The sequence below is a fragment of the Streptomyces sp. NPDC001220 genome, assembly GCF_053597895.1.
Genome location: NZ_JBSFJE010000016.1, coordinates 78,040 through 97,532 on the forward strand (window position 1 = coordinate 78,040; position 19,493 = coordinate 97,532).

Sequence of the window (19,493 nt, forward strand, 5' to 3'; positions counted from 1 at the left end):
CGGGGTGCGCGCCCGGCGCTACGCCGGGCGTGTGGCCGCGCCGTTCGCGCGGTCCGCGAGCGCCCGCAACTCCTCGCGCAACCGCACGACGTCCGCGCCGTCGAGTCCCGTCGTCGTGAGCAGGGCGCCGGGTACGCGCGCCGCGCGCTCCCGCAGTTCCTCCGCACGCTCGGTGCACACGACGAGCACCGAGCGCTCGTCCCGCTCCGCGCGCTCCCTGCGCACCAGACCCGCCGCCTCCAGCCGCTTCAGCAGCGGCGACACCGTGCCGTAGTCGAGGCGGAGCGCGCCGGCCAGTTCCTTCACCGTGGTCTCGCCCCGCTCCCACAGGACGAGCAGCACGAGGTACTGCGGGTAGGTGAGCCCGAGGTCGTCGAGGAGCGGGCGGTAGGCGGCGGTCACGGCGCGCTGCGCGGCGTACAGCGCGAAGCACAGCTGGTCGTCCAGCCGTGGCGGCCCCGTGTCCTCTTGATGCGTCACCCGCCCATTGTCACGGACGCGGGGACGCGCGGGACGGTCGTCAGGGAAACGCGTCAGGCGCCGCCGCGTCCGGCCGTCGCCGCGCGCGGGTCGAAGCCGAACGGCAGTTCCAGCCGGTGGGCGCGCATCAAGGTGTCGTCGGAGAGGAGCTCACCGGTGGGGCCGTCGGCGGCGATCGTGCCGTCGCTGAGGATCAGGGAGCGCGGGCACAGCTCCAGGGCGTAGGGCAGGTCGTGGGTGACCATGAGGACCGTGACGTCCAGGGAGCGCAGGATGTCGGCGAGTTCGCGGCGGGAGGCCGGGTCGAGGTTGGAGGAGGGTTCGTCGAGGACGAGGATCTCCGGTTCCATGGCGAGGACGGTGGCGACGGCGACCCGGCGTCGCTGGCCGAAGGAGAGGTGATGCGGCGGGCGTTCGGCGAAGCCGGCCATGCCGACCCGTTCCAGGGCGGTACGCACGCGTGCGTCGAGTTCGGCGCCCTTCAGCCCGGCCGCCGCCGGTCCGAACGCCACGTCCTCGCGGACCGTCGGCATGAACAGCTGGTCGTCCGGGTCCTGGAACACGATGCCGACCCGGCGCCGGATCTCCGCCATGTGCCGCTTGCCGACCGGCAGTCCGGCCACCGTCACCGTGCCCGTGCCGCCGCTCAGGATGCCGTTGAGGTGCAGGACGAGGGTGGTCTTGCCGGCGCCGTTCGGCCCGAGCAGCGCGACCCGCTCGCCGCGCGTGACGGTGAAGTCGACCCCGAACAGGGCCTGGTGCCCGTCGGGGTAGGCGAAGGCGAGGCCGGAGACCTCCAGGGAAGCAGTCACAGGGCCCATCCCAACAGGCAGACGACAAGAGCGGACAAGGGCAGTGCGAGGGCGCGGGACCACTGCGCCCGGGACGCGGTCACCTCGTCGATGACCGGCATCGAGCCGGCGTACCCGCGGCTCACCATGGCCAGGTGGACGCGCTCCCCGCGCTCGTAGGAGCGGATGAACAGCGCGCCGGCGGACTTCGCGAGCACGCCCCAGTGGCGCACGCCCCGCGCCTCGAAGCCGCGCGACTCCCGAGCGATCCGCATCCGGCGCATCTCGTCGGTGATGACATCGCCGTAGCGGATCATGAAGGAGGCGATCTGGACGAGCAGCGGCGGGAGTCTCAGCCTCTGGAGCCCGAGGAGCAGTTCGCGAAGCTCCGTGGTGGCCGCGAGGAGCACGGAGGCGGCGACGCCGAGGGTGCCCTTGGCGAGTACGTTCCAGGCGCCCCACAGGCCGTTCACGCTGAGCGAGAGACCGAGGACGTCGACCCGCTCGCCCTCCGCCACGAACGGCATCAGCACCGCGAAGGCGACGAACGGCACCTCGATCAGCAGCCGGCGCAGGACGAAGGAAGCGGGCACGCGCGCGTGGTGCGCGACGCCCGCGAGGAGCACGGCGTACAGGGCGAACGCCCACATGGCCGTGCGCGGTGTGGAGACCACGACGACCACGAAGGCGAAGGCGGCGGCGAGCTTGGTGTGCGGGGGGAGCGCGTGCACGGGGGAGTGCGCGTGCCGATAGAGCCTGTGGGCGTGTCCGGCGCCCATGTCAGAGCGCCTCGGACGGCGCTTCCGCGCCCCGGCGCCTGCGTACCGCCCAGAACACCGCGCTGCCCGCGACGACGGTCACGCCGACGCCGATGACGCCCGCGAGACCGCCGGAGAGACGGGCGTCGGAGACGTCCTTGACGCCGTAGTCGGCGAGCGGGGAGTCGGCGGTCGCGTGCTCCCGCGCCTTCACGTCGATGCCCTTGTCGTGGGCGACCTTCTCCAGACCGTCCGGGTCGGCGGAGGCGTAGAAGCTGACGACGCCGGCGAGGACCAGGGAGGCGGCGAGCCCCGTGATCCACAGCGCGCGCCGCGAGGTGCGCGCCGCCACGGGCGCCGTGGGCGCCGGCCGTGACGGGGGCGCGTCCACCAGCACGCCGTTCACGCGCAACTTCAGCCCCTGACGCAGCTCGCGCGCCCCGTACACCAGGTCGGGGCGCACCGCGATGACGGCGCCGACCGTGAGCGCGGTGATCGCGGCCTCGCCGATGCCGATGAGGACGTGCACACCGATCATGGCCGTGGCCACCTTGCCGATGGAGACGTCGGTGGTGCCGCCGATCGCGTACAGCAGCGTGAAGGCGACGGAGGCGGCCGGGACGGAGAGCAGGGCGGCGACGAAGGAGGCGGCGGTCACCGAACGCCGGCTGCGCGGCAGGACCTTCAGCAGACCCCGGAAGACGGCGTACGCGACGACGGTCGTCACGATCGCCATGTCGGTGATGTTGACGCCGAGCGCGGTCAGGCCGCCGTCCGCGAACAGGATGCCCTGCATCAGCAGCACCACGGAGACGCACAGGACCCCGGTATAGGGGCCGACGAGTATCGCGGCCAGCGCTCCGCCCAGGAGATGCCCGCTTGTTCCGGCCGCGACGGGGAAGTTGAGCATCTGTACGGCGAAGATGAACGCCGCCACCAGGCCGGCGAGTGGTGCCGTGCGCTCGTCGAGTTCACGGCGGGCGCCGCGCAGGCTCACGGCGAGGGCACCGGCCGCGACCACCGCGGTGACCGCAGAAGTGGGGGCGTCGATGAATCCGTCAGGTACGTGCACCGTTCGATTTTAATGTGTTGTTGCGAAGCTTTTGCAAGAGCGAGAGAGTCGTGTATCGCACACCGAGGCCGGTCGAAGGATGTCGAGGTGCACCGGGGAACCGCATGAGATGTCACGGCCTCCGCAAGCGCAATCCGGAAAATGTGCGACATTTGGAGAAGAAGCGGTTGCACAGCTTTCGCAAAGGTAACGGAGCGTAAAGGGCAGTCCGATGTCTGTAGTCGAGCAGTATGCGCGAGCCCACATCGTCACGGACGAGGACGCGCGGGAGGACCCGGGTGCGGTGCCCGTCGTCCTGCGCTACGACCCCGACGCCGATCCGCGATCGGTGCGCGTCGGCCTGCCCGGGACGGACGAGTGGACGTTCTCTCGCGCGCTGCTGGAACAGGGACTCAGGGCACCGGCGGAGAGCGGTGACGTACGGGTGTGGCCGCTGGGGCGGGTGCAGGCCGTGGTGGAGTTCCACTCCGACCACGGCACGGCGGTGGTGCAGTTCGAGTCGAAGGCGCTGCTGCGCTTCCTCAGGCGCACCTACATGAGCACCCCTGTGGCCGGCTAGCGCCGCCTACAGCGTCGACCCCAGCTTCAGCAGCGCCGCCACGATCGGCCCGGCCGTGTCACCGCCGTGGCCGCCGGCCTGGACCACGCCCGCGCCCACCAGATCGCCCTTGTACGCCGTGAACCAGCCGTTCGGTTTCTTCTGCCCGTCGACCTCCGCCGAGCCCGTCTTGGCGCCGTAGTCCGGGCCGAGACCGGCCATCGCCTTGGCGGCCGTGCCGTACGCCGCCGTGTACTGCATGACCTCCTTCAGCTCGGACTGCGTCTTCGCGGACATCGTGCGCGAGGCCTTGGCGACGGTCCGGTTGTCGACCGAGGGGGAGACCAGGTACGGCTGGTGGAAGACGCCCGATTCGACCGTGGACGCCACCGACGCCATGTTCAGCGGGTTCATCCGCACCCCGCCCTGCCCGATCAGCGAGGCGCCCATCTGCGCGCCGCTCTGCACCGGCACCGAGCCGTCGAAGGTCGGGACGCCGATGGCCCAGTTGTTCATGCCGAGGCCGTAGACCTGCTGGGCCTCGGTCGTCAGGTCGCTGTTGGACAGCTTGGGCGCGAAGTTGATGAAGGCGTTGTTGCAGGACGCCCCGAAGGCCAGCTTGAACGTGCCCTTCTTGATCTCGGAGTCGTCGTCGTTGTGGAACGTCCAACCGGCCAGCTTGTACGTCTTGGGGCAGGGGTGGGAGGCGTCCGGGGTGATGAGCCCCTTCTCGAACAGCATCGTCGAGGTGACGATCTTCATCGTGGAGCCGGGGGCCAGCGAGCCCTGGAAGGCCACGTTGAAGCCGTGGCTGGAGTTGGCCACGGCGTAGATCTCGCCGGTCGACGGACGCATGACGACGACCGAGGCGTTCTTCTGCGTGGTGACCTGCTTCTCGGCGGCCGCCTGGAGGGTCGGGCTGAGCGTCGTCTTCACCGTGCCCGGCGTGCCCTTGCTGAGCTCCAGGAGGGTCTTGTCCGACAGCTTCGCCTTCTGGGACGCCTTGCCGCGCACCACGCGCAGTTCGACGCCCGCCTTGCCGCCGGCCTTCTTGCCGAACTTCTCCCGCAGCCCGTCCAGGACCGTGCCCAGCGACGGGTACTTGGCGGTGGTGATCTCCCCGCCGTCGCGGTCCAGGGCCTTGATGGGCGGCGTGCCGGACTCGCCGGTGGCCAGGGTGTCGCCGTCCGCGAGGTCCGGGTGGACGACCGCGGCATGCCAGTCGACCACCGGCTTGCCGTCGCTGGTGCGCCGCACCACGCTGAACGAGGAGTCGTACGACAGCGGCTTGCTGACGCCCTTGTACGACACCGTCGCCTTCACCGAGAACGGGACCTTGGCGCCGGTGCGCGCGCCCTCGGTGAGCGTGACGTCCTTGACGTGGGCGTCCTTGGCGTAGCCGGTGAGCAGCCTGACGCAGGCCTGGGCGTCGTCCGTGACGGCGGCGGCCTGCGTGACCTTGCCCTGCTGCCAGGACGCCAGGAAGGTCCGCGCCGTCGTCTGCACCTCGGTCGCCGACAACGGCCCGGTCTTGACGGGCTTGGCGGCCGCCTTCGACGCCGCGTCGGCCGCTCCGCCGCCGTACAGCGCGTAGAGGCCGAAGCCGGCGCCGCCGACCACGACGGCGATCATCCCGCCGATGACGGCGGGTCTCTTCTTCCGTCGTTCGACGACGCGCCTTCTCTTGCCCACAGTCCAGTTCCTCCGCGCACTTCCCCAGGGCCCCCGCCGCCCCGTAGCCCTCACGCTCCCCAACGACTGCAACAGCCTAGAGTCCCGCCCTGTGCGAGTGACTTCAGCCACCGATCCGTAGCACACTCGCGACAATCGGACCGGCCGCGTCGATGCCGTGGCCGCCGTCCTGGGTCATGGCCGCGGCCGCGACGTCGTCGCGGTAGCCGGTGAACCAGCTGTTCGACTTGGACTGTCCGTCGACCTCCGCCGAACCCGTCTTGGCGCCGATGCTGCCGTGCAGCCCGCTCATCACCCCGGCCGCGGTGCCGCTGGTCGCGGTGCGGTTCATCATGGAGCGCAACTGGCCGACCGTGTTCGCCGACAGGCCCTTCGCGGTGGCCACTTCACGGTCGTCCAGCTTCTGGGAAACGAGCACCGGCTGCCGGAAGGTTCCCGTCATCGCGGTCGCCGTCACCGACGCCATGTTCAGCGGGCTCATCTGCACCTGGCCCTGGCCGATGAGGTTGGCCGCGGTGTCCGGGCCGCCGGAAGCGGGGACGCGGCCGTCGAAGCTCGGGATGCCGACCTTCCAGTCGTTGCGCCCGAGCCCGAAGCGGTCCTCGGCCTCCTTGGTGAGCGAGTCGACCTGGACGGAGTCCGCGTACTTCACGAACGCCGTGTTGCAGGACCGCGCGAAACTGTCCGAGAGGGTGGCCTTCAGGTCCGGCTGAAGTCCCTTGAGGTTGCTGAAGGTCTGGCTCTGCCAGGTCGCGGTCGGCGGGCAGGGCGCCGGGCCGCTCATGTTGGTGATCCCGGTGTCGATGAGGGTGGCCGCGCTGATGATCTTCATGGTGGAGCCGGGCGCCAGTTCGCCGAGGAAGGCCGCGTTGAAGCCGTCCTCACGGTGGTTGGCGACCGCGAGCACCTCGCCGGTGCTGGGCTTGACGGCCACCACCGACGACTCGGCGTACTTCGTCACCGCGGTCTCGGCGGCGGCCTGCACGCGCGCGTCGAGCGTCGTGCGCAGCCTGCCCGCCCTGCCCGCCGCGAGGGTCAGCAGCGTGGTGTCGGCGGACTCCTGGGACGCGTGCTGGATCACCAGCTCCACGCCCGGGGTGCCGCCCGCCTTGTCGCCGTAGCGGCTGCGCAGCTCGTCCAGGATCGGGCCCAGGGACGGGTACTTGTCCTTGCTGAGGACCGTGCCGTTGCGGTCGACGGCCTCGATCGGCGGGCTCGCCGCCTCGCCGGTGGACAGCGTGTCGCCGCGTCTGAGCTGCGGATGGACCACGGAAGGCTGCCAGTCGACGAGCGCGCGGTGCGTGGTCTCGCCGCGCACGACCCGCAAGGTGCTCCGGTAGGCGAGCGTCTTCGACTTCCCGTCGTAGGACACCGTCCCCTTCACGCTGAACGGCACGGTGGCTCCGGTCGCCTTGCCGGGCGTGATGTGCACGTCCTTGATGTGCGCGGTGGCGCTGAAGGAGGTGAGCACCGGTTCGGCGTCGGCGGAGTCGTTCGTGTACGACGCCGCGGTCACCGACTGGCCCTTCTCCCAGGCCGCGAAGAACTTGCCCGTGGTGTCCCTGATCTCCTCCGCGGTGGGCGGTCCGGTCCGTACGGCCGGTGTGCCGCCGCCGTCGCCGCGCACCGCCGACAGCACGTTGTAGGCGCCGTATCCGGCTCCGCCCACCATCACGGTGCAGACGCCGCCGACTATGGCCGCCTTGACCCCCTTGCGCATGGTGCGAATCCCCTCCCCGTTCCCCGTGAGCTTTTGCCGCATTTTGTGAACGCGTTCAAAAGCTTGCTCTGGTGCGCACTCTAGGCGGACGTGAGGGCCCTGTGTCAGATGTTGACTAATTGTTGTCTGAACAGAAATCAGGGATGTGGCTCATACCCAGGCATCGAGCCACATACGTGAACGCCAGGAATCGACGGGAATCGCCGTGCCCGTGTACAGCGGCCAGAAATAGAGGAAGTTGCCGCGTCGCGGCCGGCGAGGCACCTGAACAGGCACTTCACGCCGACTGGGCACGCGATCCCCACTCTGGGCCGTGTGTGGGCCGTGACCGTGGGCGGGGGCCGGGTGAGAGGGCGGTGTCGTTCGCTTGTCAGCGCGAGGGGGGCGACAACTCCATCAGCCAGACATTGGCCATCAAGAACGCGAACAAGGAGTCAGTCGTCCCCGTACTGGCGTTCACCGCCCTCGACCAGAACGGTGACCCCTCGCCGAGGGTGCATGTCCGAACCGTCTACGGCGGCGACAGCGGCCGTCTGGTCACGAGCGCTGGCATAAGACCACGGCAACCTACGGCCGAGGGGTGGGACGTTCAAATCCCACCGCCTCCGCGCAGGCCAGCGTAGGTGCTGGTCAGAAGGGGTGTCCCTTGATGAGGGGCGCCCCTTCTGCAGGGGGTCTGTCTCACCTTGATCCGGCTCTGTCACGTTGTGGATCAATGTGTGTGGACCAGGCGTGGACCAGCGTTGCGAGACAAACAGCACGTCAGCGCCTGGTCAGAGGGTTTGCGCTGTTGCGGACCAGAGGGCGCAGGGCGCCGTGAAACGGGAAGGGGAAAGCCCCAGCCCTCCGGCTCGTTCCGGACGGCGGGGGCCTCGGGTGCCCATGCGATCAGTTGTTGTTCTTCATGGTGGAGCCGGTTCCTCCCGGCTCCTTCGGCGCCCAGCCGGGAGCTTGGGTGGCGTCCTTGAAATCGGCCGACTTCATCAGAACCCGCCAGTCCTCCTTGCCCGCACCGCCGTCGAGCCGAACGGTGAACTCTTTGACCTGGTGGGTGCCATGGAAGTACAGGACCACGACTTGGCGTTCTGAACCGTCGTCATAGAAATCGCCTGTCACTTTGCCGCGGGCGCCGGCTCCGAAGCCCTTGATCCAGTTCTCGGCGGTCTTTTGGGCTACCGCATCGCTGCTGTCGCTGGTCGCCAGCTTGCGGAGCTCAGCCGTCCTGCCGTCGGCGATGTCCCGCACGAGCTCTTGCATCACCAGCAACGAGCCGGTGGAGGGGTAGCCGACCACGTGCAACGGCTCGTGGTCGGCGTACGCCTGCTCGTAGGACGCGCCCGGCCCTCGGGCATCAGCAGAGCTGCTGTCGAGAACAGCACATCCAGACGTCAGCAACGCCGCTGCTGCCATCCATCCGGCCGCTGCATGGCTCTGCTTCGACCTGGGCATCTCACGTTCCTTGCTGCTAGCGGGTCTTGGGCCTGACGATCGTGACCTTCTCGATGGGGTTCCAGGCAGCCGAGCCGGAGCACCTGGATGAAAGGCGGAGGCGTCACCTCTCCTCCGACCACGAGGGCGCGGCTGAATGCCGCGCCCTCGTGACGTTTCTGCCCAGCTAGACCCAGGTGTCCAGCCACATCCGCGAGCGCCAGGAGTCGATGGGGATCGCCGTACCGGTGTACAGCGGCCAGAAATAGATGAAGTTCCAGGCGATCAGCAGGACGAGTACGCCGGCCCCGGACGCGCCGACCAGGCGGCGGGTGTCGCTGGAGCCCGGCGGGCCGATGATCGCGCCGATCATCATCGCCACCGCCAGGCACAGGAACGGCACGAAGACGACGGCGTAGAAGAGGAAGATCGTGCGCTCCTGGTACATGAACCAGGGCAGGTAACCGGCCGCGATGCCACAGGCGATGGCGCCGGCCCGCCAGTCACGGCGGAACGCCCACCGCCACAGGATGTACAGGATCGCGAAGCAGGCCGCCCACCACAGCAGCGGCGTGCCGATCGCCAGCACCTCGCGCGCGCACTTCTGTCCGGCGTTTGACGGGCAGCCGTCCGCACCGGGGGAGGGCGACTCGTAGAAGTACGACACCGGGCGGCCCAGCACCAGCCAGGACCACGGGTTGGACATGTAGGTGTGCGGCGACGACAGGCCGACGTGGAAGAGGTACACCTCGTGCTCGTAGTGCCACAGGCTGCGCAGCCAGTCCGGCAGGAACGTCCAGTCGCCGCCCTTGCCGTCGGTGGCCGCCCAGTTGCGGAAGTAGCCGCCGCTGCCGTCGGTCGGGGACAGGATCCAGCCGATCCAGGACGTCAGGTAGACGGCGGTCGCCACCGGGACCGTCGCCAGGAACGTGATCCCCGTGTCGTACTTCAGGACCGCCTTGTACGGATGCCGGGCACCGGCCACCTTGCGGGCGCCGACGTCCCACAACACCGCCATCAGGCCGAACGCGACCATGATGTAGAGGCCGTTCCACTTGGTGCCGATCGCGAGGCCCAGCAGCACACCCGCCGCCCAGCGCCAGGGACGCCAGCCGAAGCGGAAGGCGTCGGCCACGCGCGCGTCGGGGCGGATCCGGCCGTCCGCATCGGGCGGCAGCGCGGCCGCGAGTCTCTCCCGTGACCTGTCCCGGTCGATGACCAGGCAGCCGAAGGCCGCCAGCACGAAGAACATCAGCACGCCGTCGAGCAGCGAGGTCCGGCTCATCACGAAGTGCAGCCCGTCCACCGCCATCAGGCCGCCCGCCAGGCAGCCCAGGAAGGTGGAACGGAACATCCGGCGCCCGATCCGGCACAGCAGCAGCACGCTCAGCGTCCCCAGCAGCGCCGTCATGAAGCGCCAGCCGAACGGGTTGAAGCCGAAGATCAGCTCCCCGAGCCCGATGACGTACTTGCCGACCGGCGGGTGCACGACGTACGCCGCGTCCGCCGGGACCGTGACATGGCCGTTCGCCTGCAGGATCAGATCGTTGGCGTTCTTGTCCCAGTTGACCTCGAAACCGCGGTGGACGAGCGCCCACGCGTCCTTCGCGTAGTACGTCTCGTCGAATATCACCGCCTTCGGGCTGCCCAGGTTCCAGAACCGCAGCAGGCCCGCCATCAGCGTCACCAGGAGCGGGCCGCCCCAGGCCGACCACCGCGTGATCCGCTCGGCGAGCACCGGGGGCACGCCCAGGCCGAGCCACAGCCGGGAGCTGGGCTCGGCGTACGGCGGGACCAGGCGGTCGACGACATCGGCGCCCACGCCGGCGCCCGCGGCGCTCACGCCGCCGGTGGTGTGCGCCGTGTGCGCCGGGCTCGCCGTGTAGCCGAATCGGCGCAGCCGCTGCTGCCACGTCGACCGCTCGTCGAGCGCTGCCTGGCCCTGCCGGGTGTCCGTGGAGGACGCGGTACTGGTCACCGCGCCATCGTAGGGAACCGTTCTGTGTGAGTCCCGTGCAATGGGGCTTAGAGGTGGGTTCCTTTGCGATCGGCGGCCGCGGTTGCCGGGGACGGCGCTGTCGGTGGCGGCTGCGAGGATGGGGGCGTGACTGGAACCCTTGTCCTCGCAGGCACCCCCATCGGCGACGTCGCGGACGCGCCGCCCCGGCTCGCGGCCGAGCTGACCGGCGCCGATGTGATCGCGGCCGAGGACACCCGGCGGCTGCGGTGGCTCACACAGGCGCTGGGTGTGACGCCCAAGGGGCGCGTGGTGTCCTACTTCGAGGGCAACGAGGCCGCCCGCACGCCCGAGCTGGTCGAGGAACTCGTCGGCGGCGCGCGCGTGCTGCTCGTCACCGACGCCGGGATGCCCTCCGTCTCCGACCCGGGCTACCGGCTGGTCGCGGCCGCCGTGGAGAAGGAGATCCGCGTCACCGCGGTCCCGGGGCCGTCCGCCGTGCTCACCGCGCTCGCGCTGTCCGGGCTGCCCGTCGACCGGTTCTGCTTCGAGGGGTTCCTGCCGCGCAAGGCCGGCGAACGCCGTTCCCGGCTCCAGGAGGTCGCCGAGGAGCGCCGCACCCTCGTCTACTTCGAGGCACCGCACCGCCTCGACGACACCCTCGCCGCCATGGCCGAGGTCTTCGGTGCCGAGCGGCGGGCCGCCGTCTGCCGTGAGCTGACCAAGACGTACGAGGAGGTACGGCGCGGTCCGCTGGCCGAGCTCGCGGTGTGGGCGGCCGACGGGGTGCGCGGCGAGATCACCGTCGTCGTCGAGGGCGCCCCCGAGCGCGGGCCCGAGGAGCTCGACGCGGCGGAACTCGTCCGGCGGGTGCGGGTGCGCGAGGAGGCCGGCGAGCGCCGCAAGGAGGCGATCGCCGCGGTGGCGGTCGAGGCGGGGATTCCGAAGCGGGTCGTGTTCGACGCGGTGGTGGCGGCGAAGCGCGCCGACGGGTGACGGCGGTTCCGGCAGCGGCGTCGTGGTTGCTCCTGGGCAGTGGAGCGCGGGTCGCCGGGGCCGGCCGGGCAGTTCCGCGCGCCCCTGACGGGGCGTCCCGGGACCCGGAGCCGGCGAGGGGACACCCCTCGATCCTTGAGCCCGTCGCTCTTCCTCTGAGCATGCGCCTCTGACCTGCGGTGATGTGTCCTCTGAGCGGGGCGCTCCTCCTCTGAGCGCGCGCCCCACGGGACGGTAAAGCAAGGGCGGGAAACGCAAAGCCCAGCCCTACGCGACGAGGCCGATTTGGCAAGCAGACTCCAAATCGCATCCAACACTCGACAGGCCCGTCGCATTCGCGCCGGTGAAGGCGTCCACTGGTCAGCAGGGACGTACCCGTCCCTCACCTCCATGGGATTCCGGGGGGAATCCCAGCGGTCGGAGGTGCTTGTCCAGCGGACAACAGGAGCTGGCATGAGTGAGATCGCAGGGCAGACCGGCCTCCGCGGTGCGGCCACAGCCGTCGTTCACGAGTCGTATTCCTTCGCCTGCATGCGATGCGGGCACGGCTGGGAGCAGTCGTACGAGATAGAGCACCACACGGACGCGGAGAACCACGAGTTCGTCATGTATGTGGCGAACGGCCAGGTCGTCCCGTCCCCGCTGAGCCGGCCCTCGTGCCAGAACTGCGACGGCCATGTCCTGCGGATCATGCGCGCGGGACAGGTCTCGTCGGTGCACAGCGCGGCCCAGCAGTCGTCCCGGCGACCGGTGCAGAGCGGCGGGCCCGAGGTGGCCGAGGAGACCGAGACCGGACCCGCGGCGGCGACGGAGGCCTCCGCGCAGGTCAAGGCGTCCCACCACTGGCACCTGTCCGATCTCCTGCATCCGTTCCAGCGCAAGGCGAGCTGAGCCGGACGCGGGTCCGGCGGGGCGTGCCCCTTTCGTAGGATCGGGGCATGCCTTCGAACGCCTCCGCGAACGCCTCGGCCGCGGCCGACAAGAACGCGGCACCGCCGCTCCCGGAACCCCTCCGGGTACCGGTCGCCGACTCCCACACCCACCTCGACATGCAGTCCGGCACGGTCGAGGAGGGTCTCGCGAAGGCCGCCTCGGTGGGCGTGACCACGGTCGTCCAGGTCGGCTGCGACCTCAAGGGCTCCCGGTGGGCGGCCGAGACGGCGGCCGCCCACGCGAACGTCCACGCGACGGTCGCCCTGCACCCGAACGAGGCCCCGCGCATCGTCCACGGCGACCCCGACGGCTGGTCCCGGCAGGGCACCCGCACGGCCGGCGGAGACGCGGCCCTGGACGAGGCGCTCGCCGAGATCGACCGGCTGGCCGGGCTGCCCCAGGTGAAGGGGGTCGGCGAGACCGGCCTCGACTACTTCCGCACCGGGCCCGACGGCAAGGCCGCCCAGGAACGCTCGTTCCGCGCCCACATCGAGATCGCCAAGCGGCACGGCAAGGCCCTCGTCATCCACGACCGGGACGCCCACGCGGACGTGCTGCGCGTCCTCAAGGAGGAGGGCGCCCCCGAGCGGACGGTGTTCCACTGCTACTCCGGGGATGCCGAGATGGCGGAGGTGTGCGCACGCGAGGGCTACTTCATGTCCTTCGCCGGCAACGTCACCTTCAAGAACGCCCAGAATCTCCGGGACGCGCTCGCCGTCGCTCCGCTGGAACTGGTCCTCGTGGAGACCGACGCGCCCTTCCTGACCCCGGCGCCGTACCGCGGACGGCCCAACGCCCCGTATCTCATTCCGGTCACGGTGCGCGCGATGGCCGCCGTACGGGGCATCGACGAGGACGCGCTGGCGACGGCCCTGGGCGTGAACACGGCTCGCGCCTTCGACTACTGAGGGTGTACCGATCATAACCGACGTGTAACGCTCGCTCGGGCACAGCTTGGGCCCCGTCGCGACCGTGCGTAGTCGTGCCGCTTTGGAGAGTGACCGACGCTCCGCTAGGTTCTGGGGGCCCGATCCGGACCCCTCTGGCCCTCTGGAGCGTGTCGGCGTGAGCACATCGCAGTACGAGACGTTTGAGGCGTACGACCCCTACGGTGCGCCGGGGGCGCACGGCGGGGGCGGCGCGTACGGGGAGCAAGGCGCGTACGGGGAGCAAGGCGCATACGACGCGCCAGCGGTGCCCGGCGTGCACGACGCCGTGACGCAGGGATACGGCGTGGCCGCCTACGGGGGTGACACGTACCGGCCGGCGTACGAGATCGCGGCCGAGGCGGGAGCCCGGGCCGTTCCGGCAGCGCAGGCGCAGGCGTATGCGAGCGAGCCGGGGGAGCCCGGGGAGCCGGTGCTGCCGCGTCAGGGCGGGCGCGTGCCGGAGAGCGGGGCGCCCGCGCCGGTAGTGCGCGCCGGGGCGGGTCGACGTGCCGCGCGCCGGCGTAAGGCGCGGTACATCCAGCGCCCGGATTCCGCCGTGCGCCGCCTGCTGCCGCAGGCGCTGGTCGTCGCCTTCCTCGCCGGCGGCACGACCGCGTTCCTCGCCAAGGACAAGGCGATCGAGCTGACCGTCGACGGCCGGCCGCGCGTCCTGCACACGTTCGCGGACGACGTGACCGAACTGCTCGCCGACGAAGGCGTACGAGTGGGGGCGCACGACGTGGTGGCGCCCGCCCGCGGCGCGGAGCTGGCCAGCGGGGACGAGGTCGCGGTGCGCTACGGCCGCCCCGTGCGGCTCACGCTGGACGGTCAGCAGCGCGAGGTGTGGACGACGGCGCGCACCGTCGACGGGGCGCTCACCCAGATGGGGGTGCGGGCCGAGGGCGCGTACCTGTCGGCCTCACGCTCCCAGAGCATCGGTCGCGCCGGGCTCGCACTCGACGTACGCACGGAGCGCACGGTCACGATCCTGGCGGACGGCCGGACCCGCACCATCCGCACCAACGCCGCGACCGTCCGCGAGGCCGTCGAGGAGGCCGGGGTCACCCTGCACGGCCAGGACACCACCTCCGTGCCACAGGCCGGCTTCCCGCGCGACGGGCAGACGGTGACCGTGCTGCGGGTCACGGACGGCAAGGAGGTGCGCGAGGAGACCATTCCCTTCGAGGTGCGGCGCACGTCGGACCCGACGGTGTTCAAGGGCACCGAGGTGGTCGAGCGGGCCGGGCGGCCCGGGCTGCGCCGGGTCACCTACTACCTGCGGACCGTCAACGGGGTCCGGCAGAAGCCGCGTCGCGAGCGGTCCGAGGTGGTCCGCGAGCCGCGCCCGCAACTCGTGAAGGTCGGCACCAAGCCGCACCCGGACTCCGTGAAGGGCGCCGAAGGCCTGAACTGGCACGGTCTCGCCGCGTGCGAGTCCGGCGGCCGCCCGGGCGCGGTGGACCCCTCCGGGACGTACGGCGGGCTGTACCAGTTCGACACCCACACCTGGCACAGCCTCGGCGGCAGCGGGCGCCCGCAGGACGCGTCGGCCGAGGAGCAGACGTTCCGTGCGAAGAAGCTCTACACGAAACGCGGTTCCACGCCCTGGCCGCACTGCGGGGCACGGCTGCACGGGTGACCGGCGGGCGGGATCCCGGCGGCCCGTACCCTTGTCCCGTGAGCAGCCCCCTCCCCGACGCCCTCCTCGGCCCGGCCGACATCCGTGAACTCGCGGCCGCGCTCGGTGTACGCCCCACCAAGCAGCGCGGCCAGAACTTCGTGATCGACGCCAACACGGTCCGCCGTATCGTCCGCACCGCCGAGGTCCACCCGGACGACGTCGTCGTCGAGGTGGGCCCGGGACTCGGGTCCCTCACCCTCGCGCTCCTGGAGGCCGCCGACCGAGTGACCGCCGTGGAGATCGACGACGTCCTGGCGGGCGCCCTCCCCGCGACGATCACGGCGCGCATGCCGGCGCGCGCGGACCGGTTCGCGCTGGTCCACTCCGACGCGATGCACGTCACCGAACTGCCCGGGCCCCCGCCCACCGCGCTCGTCGCGAACCTCCCCTACAACGTCGCCGTCCCCGTCCTCCTCCACATGCTCGACACCTTCCCGAGCATCGAGCGGACGCTGGTGATGGTGCAGGCCGAGGTCGCCGACCGGCTCGCCGCCGCACCCGGCTCGAAGGTGTACGGCGTGCCGTCGGTCAAGGCCAACTGGTACGCCGAGGTGAAACGCGCCGGATCCATCGGCCGCAACGTCTTCTGGCCCGCCCCGAACGTGGACAGCGGGCTCGTCTCCCTGGTCCGGCGCGCGGAGCCGCTGAAGACGACGGCGTCCAAGCGCGAGGTCTTCGCGGTCGTCGACGCGGCGTTCGCACAGCGGCGCAAGACCCTGCGGGCGGCGCTCGCCGGCTGGGCCGGGTCCGCGGCCGCTGCCGAGGCGGCGCTCGTGGCCGCCGGGGTCTCGCCGCAGGCGCGCGGGGAGGCGCTGACGGTGGAGGAGTTCGCGCGGATCGCCGAGGCCGCGTCCCCGCAGGGGGCACAGCACCGGACGTCCGCCGCGCCGCGGTCCGCGTCCCCGACAGAGGAGTCCGGCAAGTGAGCGTCACGGTACGCGTTCCCGCCAAGGTCAACGTCCAGCTCGCGGTGGGCGCCGCCCGCCCCGACGGCTTCCACGACCTGGCCAACGTCTTCCTCGCCGTCGGCCTGTACGACGAGGTCACGGTCACGCCGGCCGACGAACTGAGCGTCACCTGCGAGGGCACGGACGCCGACCAGGTGCCGCTGGACCGCACCAACCTCGCCGCGCGCGCCGCGCTCGCGCTCGCCGAGCGCCGGGGCATCGACCCGGCCGTGCACATCCACATCGCCAAGGACATCCCGGTCGCCGGCGGCATGGCCGGGGGGAGCGCGGACGGGGCGGGCGCGCTGCTCGCCTGCAACGAGCTCTGGCGCGCGGGCGCCTCGCGCGCCGAACTCCTCGCCATCTGCGCCGATCTGGGCAGCGACGTGCCCTTCAGCCTGGTCGGCGGCGCCGCCCTCGGCACCGGGCGCGGCGAACGGCTCACCGCCCTGGAGGTCGGCGGCACCTTCCACTGGGTGTTCGCGATGGCCGATCGCGGGCTGTCCACGCCGGCCGTCTTCCGCGAGTTCGACCGGCTCGCCGAGGGCCTCGACATCCCCGAGCCCGTCGCCTCCCGCGAGCTCCTGGACGCGCTCGCCAAGGGCGACCCGGACGCGCTCGCCGCCGCCGTCTCCAACGACCTCCAGGCCGCCGCGCTCTCCCTCTTCCCGGAGCTCGCGCAGACGCTCGACACGGGGCGCACGGCCGGTGCCCTCACCGCGCTGGTCTCCGGCTCCGGACCCACCACGGCGTTCCTGGTCCGCGACACCGCGTCGGCGCAGAAGGTGTCCGAGGCGCTCCTCGCCTCCGGCACCTGCCGCACGGTGCGCACGGCGACCGCGCCCGCGCCGGGCGCGCGGGTGATCACCACGGCGCACGACGTCAGCGCGCACACCGGAGTGTGACGCCGGAGCACGAGCGGGGCGCATGACGCCTTGTAAGCGCCCCGAGCCCACCATCGGCGCCCAAGCGGCAACGGGGCGAAAGGGCCGGGACCCGCGGGTGAAGGTCACCTTCGTCAGCCCGGTGAACGGCGTCACCAAGGACGTCACGACTGGCTCCGGCAACCGCGACCGACTGCCCGGGCCGGACGGGTACGCCCTCCTCGACGAGGTACGCGCTCGGGCGGGCGGAAAACAGCTCGCGGCGGGACGGCCCCCCGGCGCGCATTACGCTGGGAGGCTGACCGTCCCCCTGCGCAGGAGTGAAATGGCCGTCAACCTGGTCAATGTCGAGAACGTCAGCAAGGTCTACGGCACCCGTGCCCTGCTGGACGGCGTCTCGCTCGGCGTGTCGGAGGGCGACCGCATCGGCGTGGTGGGCCGCAACGGCGACGGCAAGACCACCCTCATCCGGATGCTCGCCAAGCTGGAGGAGGCCGACACCGGGCGCGTCACGCACTCCGGCGGACTGCGCCTCGGCGTCCTCACCCAGCACGACTCCCTCGACCCGGCGGCCACCGTCCGGCACGAGGTCATCGGCGACATGGCCGACCACGAGTGGGCGGGCAACGCCAAGGTCCGGGACGTCCTCACCGGCCTCTTCGGCGGCCTGGACCTGCCCGGGTTCCCCAAGGGCCTGGACACCGTCATCGGGCCGCTGTCCGGCGGTGAACGGCGCCGGATCGCGCTCGCCAAGCTGCTCATCGAGGAGCAGGACCTGCTCGTCCTCGACGAGCCCACCAACCACCTCGACGTCGAGGGCATCGCCTGGCTGGCCAAGCACCTGCGGGAGCGCCGCTCGGCGCTGGTCTGCGTCACCCACGACCGCTGGTTCCTCGACCAGGTCTGCACCCGCATGTGGGACGTGCAGCGCGGCGACGTCTACGAGTACGAGGGCGGCTACTCCGACTACGTCTTCGCCCGCGCGGAACGCGAACGGATCGCGGCCACCGAGGAGACCAAGCGGCAGAACCTGGTCCGCAAGGAGCTGGCCTGGCTGCGCCGGGGCGCCCCCGCCCGCACCTCCAAGCCCCGCTTCCGGGTCGAGGCCGCCAACGAGCTGATCGCCGACGTGCCGCCGCCGCGCGACACCTCCGAGCTGATGAAGTTCGCCTCCTCCCGGCTCGGCAAGACCGTGTTCGACCTGGAGGACGTGACCGTCCAGGCCGGGCCCAAGGTGCTGCTCAAGCACGTCACCTGGCAGCTCGGGCCCGGCGATCGCATCGGCCTGGTCGGCGTCAACGGCGCCGGCAAGACCTCGCTGCTGCGCGCCATGGCCGAGGCCGCGCGTACCGAGGGCGAGGACCAGCCGGCGGCCGGCCGGATCGCCGTCGGCCGGACCGTCAAGCTCGCCTACCTCTCCCAGGAGGTCGCCGAGCTCGACCCGAGCACCCGGGTCCTGGAAGCCGTACAGCAAGTGCGCGAGCGCGTCGATCTCGGCAAGGGGCGCGAGATGACCGCCGGGCAGCTGTGCGAGACGTTCGGCTTCAACAAGGAGAAGCAGTGGACGCCGGTCGGCGACCTCTCCGGCGGTGAGCGCCGCCGCCTCCAGTTGCTGCGCCTGCTCATGGACGAGCCGAACGTCCTCTTCCTCGACGAGCCGACCAACGACCTCGACATCGAGACCCTCACCCAGCTGGAGGACGTCCTCGACGGCTGGCCCGGCTCGATGATCGTCATCTCCCACGACCGGTTCTTCGTCGAGCGGACCACCGACCGTGTCTTCGCCCTCCTCGGTGACGCCACCCTGCGGATGCTGCCGCGCGGCATCGACGAGTACCTGGAACGGCGGCAGCGCATGGAGGAGGCGGCCGCCGCCACGGCCGTGGCGCCCAAGGCCCCCACGGCCGAGCGGAGCGCCGCCGACCAGCGCGCCGCCAAGAAGGAGCTCCAGAAGATCGAACGTCAGCTGGACCGCGTCTCCGAGAAGGAGACCAAGCTGCACGACCAGATCGCCGCGAACGCCACGGACTTCGCCAAGGTCGCCGAACTCGACGCCCAGCTGCGCGACTTGGCCGGGGAGCGCGAGGAACTGGAAATGCGCTGGCTGGAGCTGGCGGAGGACGCGTAGCACTGCGTGCGCGCGGCAGCGGGCGGCGCGCGGCTCGGCGTGCGCGCGGTGCCGGGCGGCGCGTAGTTCGGCGTGTGTGCGGCGTGCGGTTCGGCGTGCGCGCGGTGCCGGGCGGCGCGTAGTTCGGCATGTGCGCGGCGCGTGACTCGGCGTGCGCGCGGTGCCGGCGGGCGTGCAGCTCGGTGTGCGCGCGGTGCCGGCGGGCGTGCAGCTCGGTGTGCGCGCGGTGCCGGTGGGGGCGTGCAACTCGGCGTGCGCGCCGTTCCGGTGGGCGTGCGACCCGCGGTGGCGCGCCCACCCCCACCCACCAGCGTGAACCGGCCGCGCACGCGCGCCACCCCACGGCGCGCACCACCCACCCCCGCGCCCCCCCGCCCACCGCACCCCCGCGTGCAACCCCCGTGCGTGCGCCCGGTGAAGGGAGCGTGAAGGCGCGTAACGGGCGCATCACGGGGCGGTTCTTCCTTGGGCACAGGGGCTGACGAGGGCCCGTGGCCTGTCGGTCCCGGGTGATAGAAAGGTCCGTCTGAGAGCAGTCTGAGAACGGCCTGAGGCCCGT

16 protein-coding genes are annotated in these 19,493 nt (G+C 71.4%); 8 read left to right on the forward strand and 8 right to left on the reverse strand.

Annotated elements, in window-relative coordinates; genetic code table 11:
• Window positions 1-18: 18 nt before the first annotated feature.
• From ACWDGI_RS33290 to ACWDGI_RS33305, 4 genes are read right to left on the reverse strand one after another with little or no spacing between them, the layout of a single operon-like run.
• A complete protein-coding gene (locus tag ACWDGI_RS33290) occupies window positions 19-480 on the reverse strand; it encodes a MarR family winged helix-turn-helix transcriptional regulator (protein WP_450765469.1) in 462 nt (153 codons plus the stop codon).
• A gap of 53 nt (window positions 481-533) precedes the next feature.
• Window positions 534-1,301 carry an energy-coupling factor ABC transporter ATP-binding protein gene (locus ACWDGI_RS33295; protein ID WP_450765471.1) on the reverse strand — a complete coding sequence of 256 codons (768 nt, stop codon included), beginning with the start codon at window positions 1,299-1,301 and terminating at the stop codon, window positions 534-536.
• Complete coding sequence (cbiQ, locus tag ACWDGI_RS33300) at window positions 1,289-2,050, reverse strand: cobalt ECF transporter T component CbiQ (RefSeq protein ID WP_450765473.1); 762 nt, start codon at window positions 2,048-2,050, stop codon at window positions 1,289-1,291. The genes ACWDGI_RS33295 and cbiQ overlap by 13 nt, the downstream gene beginning before the upstream one ends.
• Before the next feature lies 1 nt (window position 2,051).
• Window positions 2,052-3,101 carry an energy-coupling factor ABC transporter permease gene (locus ACWDGI_RS33305; RefSeq protein WP_450765475.1) on the reverse strand — a complete coding sequence of 350 codons (1,050 nt, stop codon included), beginning with the start codon at window positions 3,099-3,101 and terminating at the stop codon, window positions 2,052-2,054.
• Window positions 3,102-3,312: 211 nt separating this feature from the next.
• On the opposite strand from ACWDGI_RS33305, the gene ACWDGI_RS33310 reads away from it, so the two are divergent.
• Window positions 3,313-3,660 carry an SsgA family sporulation/cell division regulator gene (locus ACWDGI_RS33310; RefSeq protein ID WP_450765477.1) on the forward strand — a complete coding sequence of 116 codons (348 nt, stop codon included), beginning with the start codon at window positions 3,313-3,315 and terminating at the stop codon, window positions 3,658-3,660.
• Window positions 3,661-3,666: 6 nt separating this feature from the next.
• Here the strand turns inward: ACWDGI_RS33310 and ACWDGI_RS33315 are convergent, their stop codons facing one another.
• The 4 genes from ACWDGI_RS33315 to ACWDGI_RS33330 form a co-directional block, all read right to left on the reverse strand.
• Window positions 3,667-5,331, reverse strand: coding sequence for a penicillin-binding transpeptidase domain-containing protein (locus tag ACWDGI_RS33315; protein ID WP_450765479.1), 1,665 nt, complete (start codon window positions 5,329-5,331; stop codon window positions 3,667-3,669).
• 103 nt (window positions 5,332-5,434) lie between these two features.
• Window positions 5,435-7,051, reverse strand: a complete 1,617-nt coding sequence (locus ACWDGI_RS33320; protein ID WP_450765481.1) for a penicillin-binding transpeptidase domain-containing protein — start codon at window positions 7,049-7,051, stop codon at window positions 5,435-5,437.
• An 888-nt stretch (window positions 7,052-7,939) separates the two neighbouring features.
• The gene (locus tag ACWDGI_RS33325; protein ID WP_450765483.1) at window positions 7,940-8,500 is read right to left on the reverse strand and encodes a hypothetical protein; all 561 of its coding nucleotides are present in this window, start codon (window positions 8,498-8,500) and stop codon (window positions 7,940-7,942) included.
• Window positions 8,501-8,666: 166 nt separating this feature from the next.
• Window positions 8,667-10,457 carry a dolichyl-phosphate-mannose--protein mannosyltransferase gene (locus ACWDGI_RS33330; protein WP_450765485.1) on the reverse strand — a complete coding sequence of 597 codons (1,791 nt, stop codon included), beginning with the start codon at window positions 10,455-10,457 and terminating at the stop codon, window positions 8,667-8,669.
• A 126-nt stretch (window positions 10,458-10,583) separates the two neighbouring features.
• Between ACWDGI_RS33330 and rsmI the strand changes: the two genes are divergently transcribed.
• The 7 genes from rsmI (at window position 10,584) to ACWDGI_RS33365 (ending at window position 18,934) form a co-directional block, all read left to right on the forward strand.
• Window positions 10,584-11,432: a 16S rRNA (cytidine(1402)-2'-O)-methyltransferase gene (rsmI, locus tag ACWDGI_RS33335; protein WP_450765487.1), complete on the forward strand. Its 849-nt coding sequence runs from the start codon at window positions 10,584-10,586 to the stop codon at window positions 11,430-11,432.
• A 453-nt stretch (window positions 11,433-11,885) separates the two neighbouring features.
• Window positions 11,886-12,323 carry a hypothetical protein gene (locus tag ACWDGI_RS33340; RefSeq protein ID WP_450765489.1) on the forward strand — a complete coding sequence of 146 codons (438 nt, stop codon included), beginning with the start codon at window positions 11,886-11,888 and terminating at the stop codon, window positions 12,321-12,323.
• A 47-nt stretch (window positions 12,324-12,370) separates the two neighbouring features.
• Window positions 12,371-13,273 carry a TatD family hydrolase gene (locus ACWDGI_RS33345; RefSeq protein WP_450765491.1) on the forward strand — a complete coding sequence of 301 codons (903 nt, stop codon included), beginning with the start codon at window positions 12,371-12,373 and terminating at the stop codon, window positions 13,271-13,273.
• 157 nt (window positions 13,274-13,430) lie between these two features.
• Window positions 13,431-14,933, forward strand: a complete 1,503-nt coding sequence (locus ACWDGI_RS33350; RefSeq protein WP_450765493.1) for a ubiquitin-like domain-containing protein — start codon at window positions 13,431-13,433, stop codon at window positions 14,931-14,933.
• Between the two features lie 38 nt (window positions 14,934-14,971).
• Entirely contained in the window at window positions 14,972-15,901 is a 930-nt protein-coding gene (rsmA, locus tag ACWDGI_RS33355) for a 16S rRNA (adenine(1518)-N(6)/adenine(1519)-N(6))-dimethyltransferase RsmA (RefSeq protein ID WP_450765495.1), read from the forward strand.
• Window positions 15,898-16,827 (forward strand): 4-(cytidine 5'-diphospho)-2-C-methyl-D-erythritol kinase, encoded by a 930-nt coding sequence (locus ACWDGI_RS33360; protein ID WP_450765497.1) that lies wholly within the window; start codon window positions 15,898-15,900, stop codon window positions 16,825-16,827. The genes rsmA and ACWDGI_RS33360 overlap by 4 nt, the downstream gene beginning before the upstream one ends.
• A gap of 304 nt (window positions 16,828-17,131) precedes the next feature.
• Window positions 17,132-18,934 carry an ABC-F family ATP-binding cassette domain-containing protein gene (locus tag ACWDGI_RS33365; protein WP_450765744.1) on the forward strand — a complete coding sequence of 601 codons (1,803 nt, stop codon included), beginning with the start codon at window positions 17,132-17,134 and terminating at the stop codon, window positions 18,932-18,934.
• The last annotated feature ends 559 nt before the right edge of the window (window positions 18,935-19,493 follow it).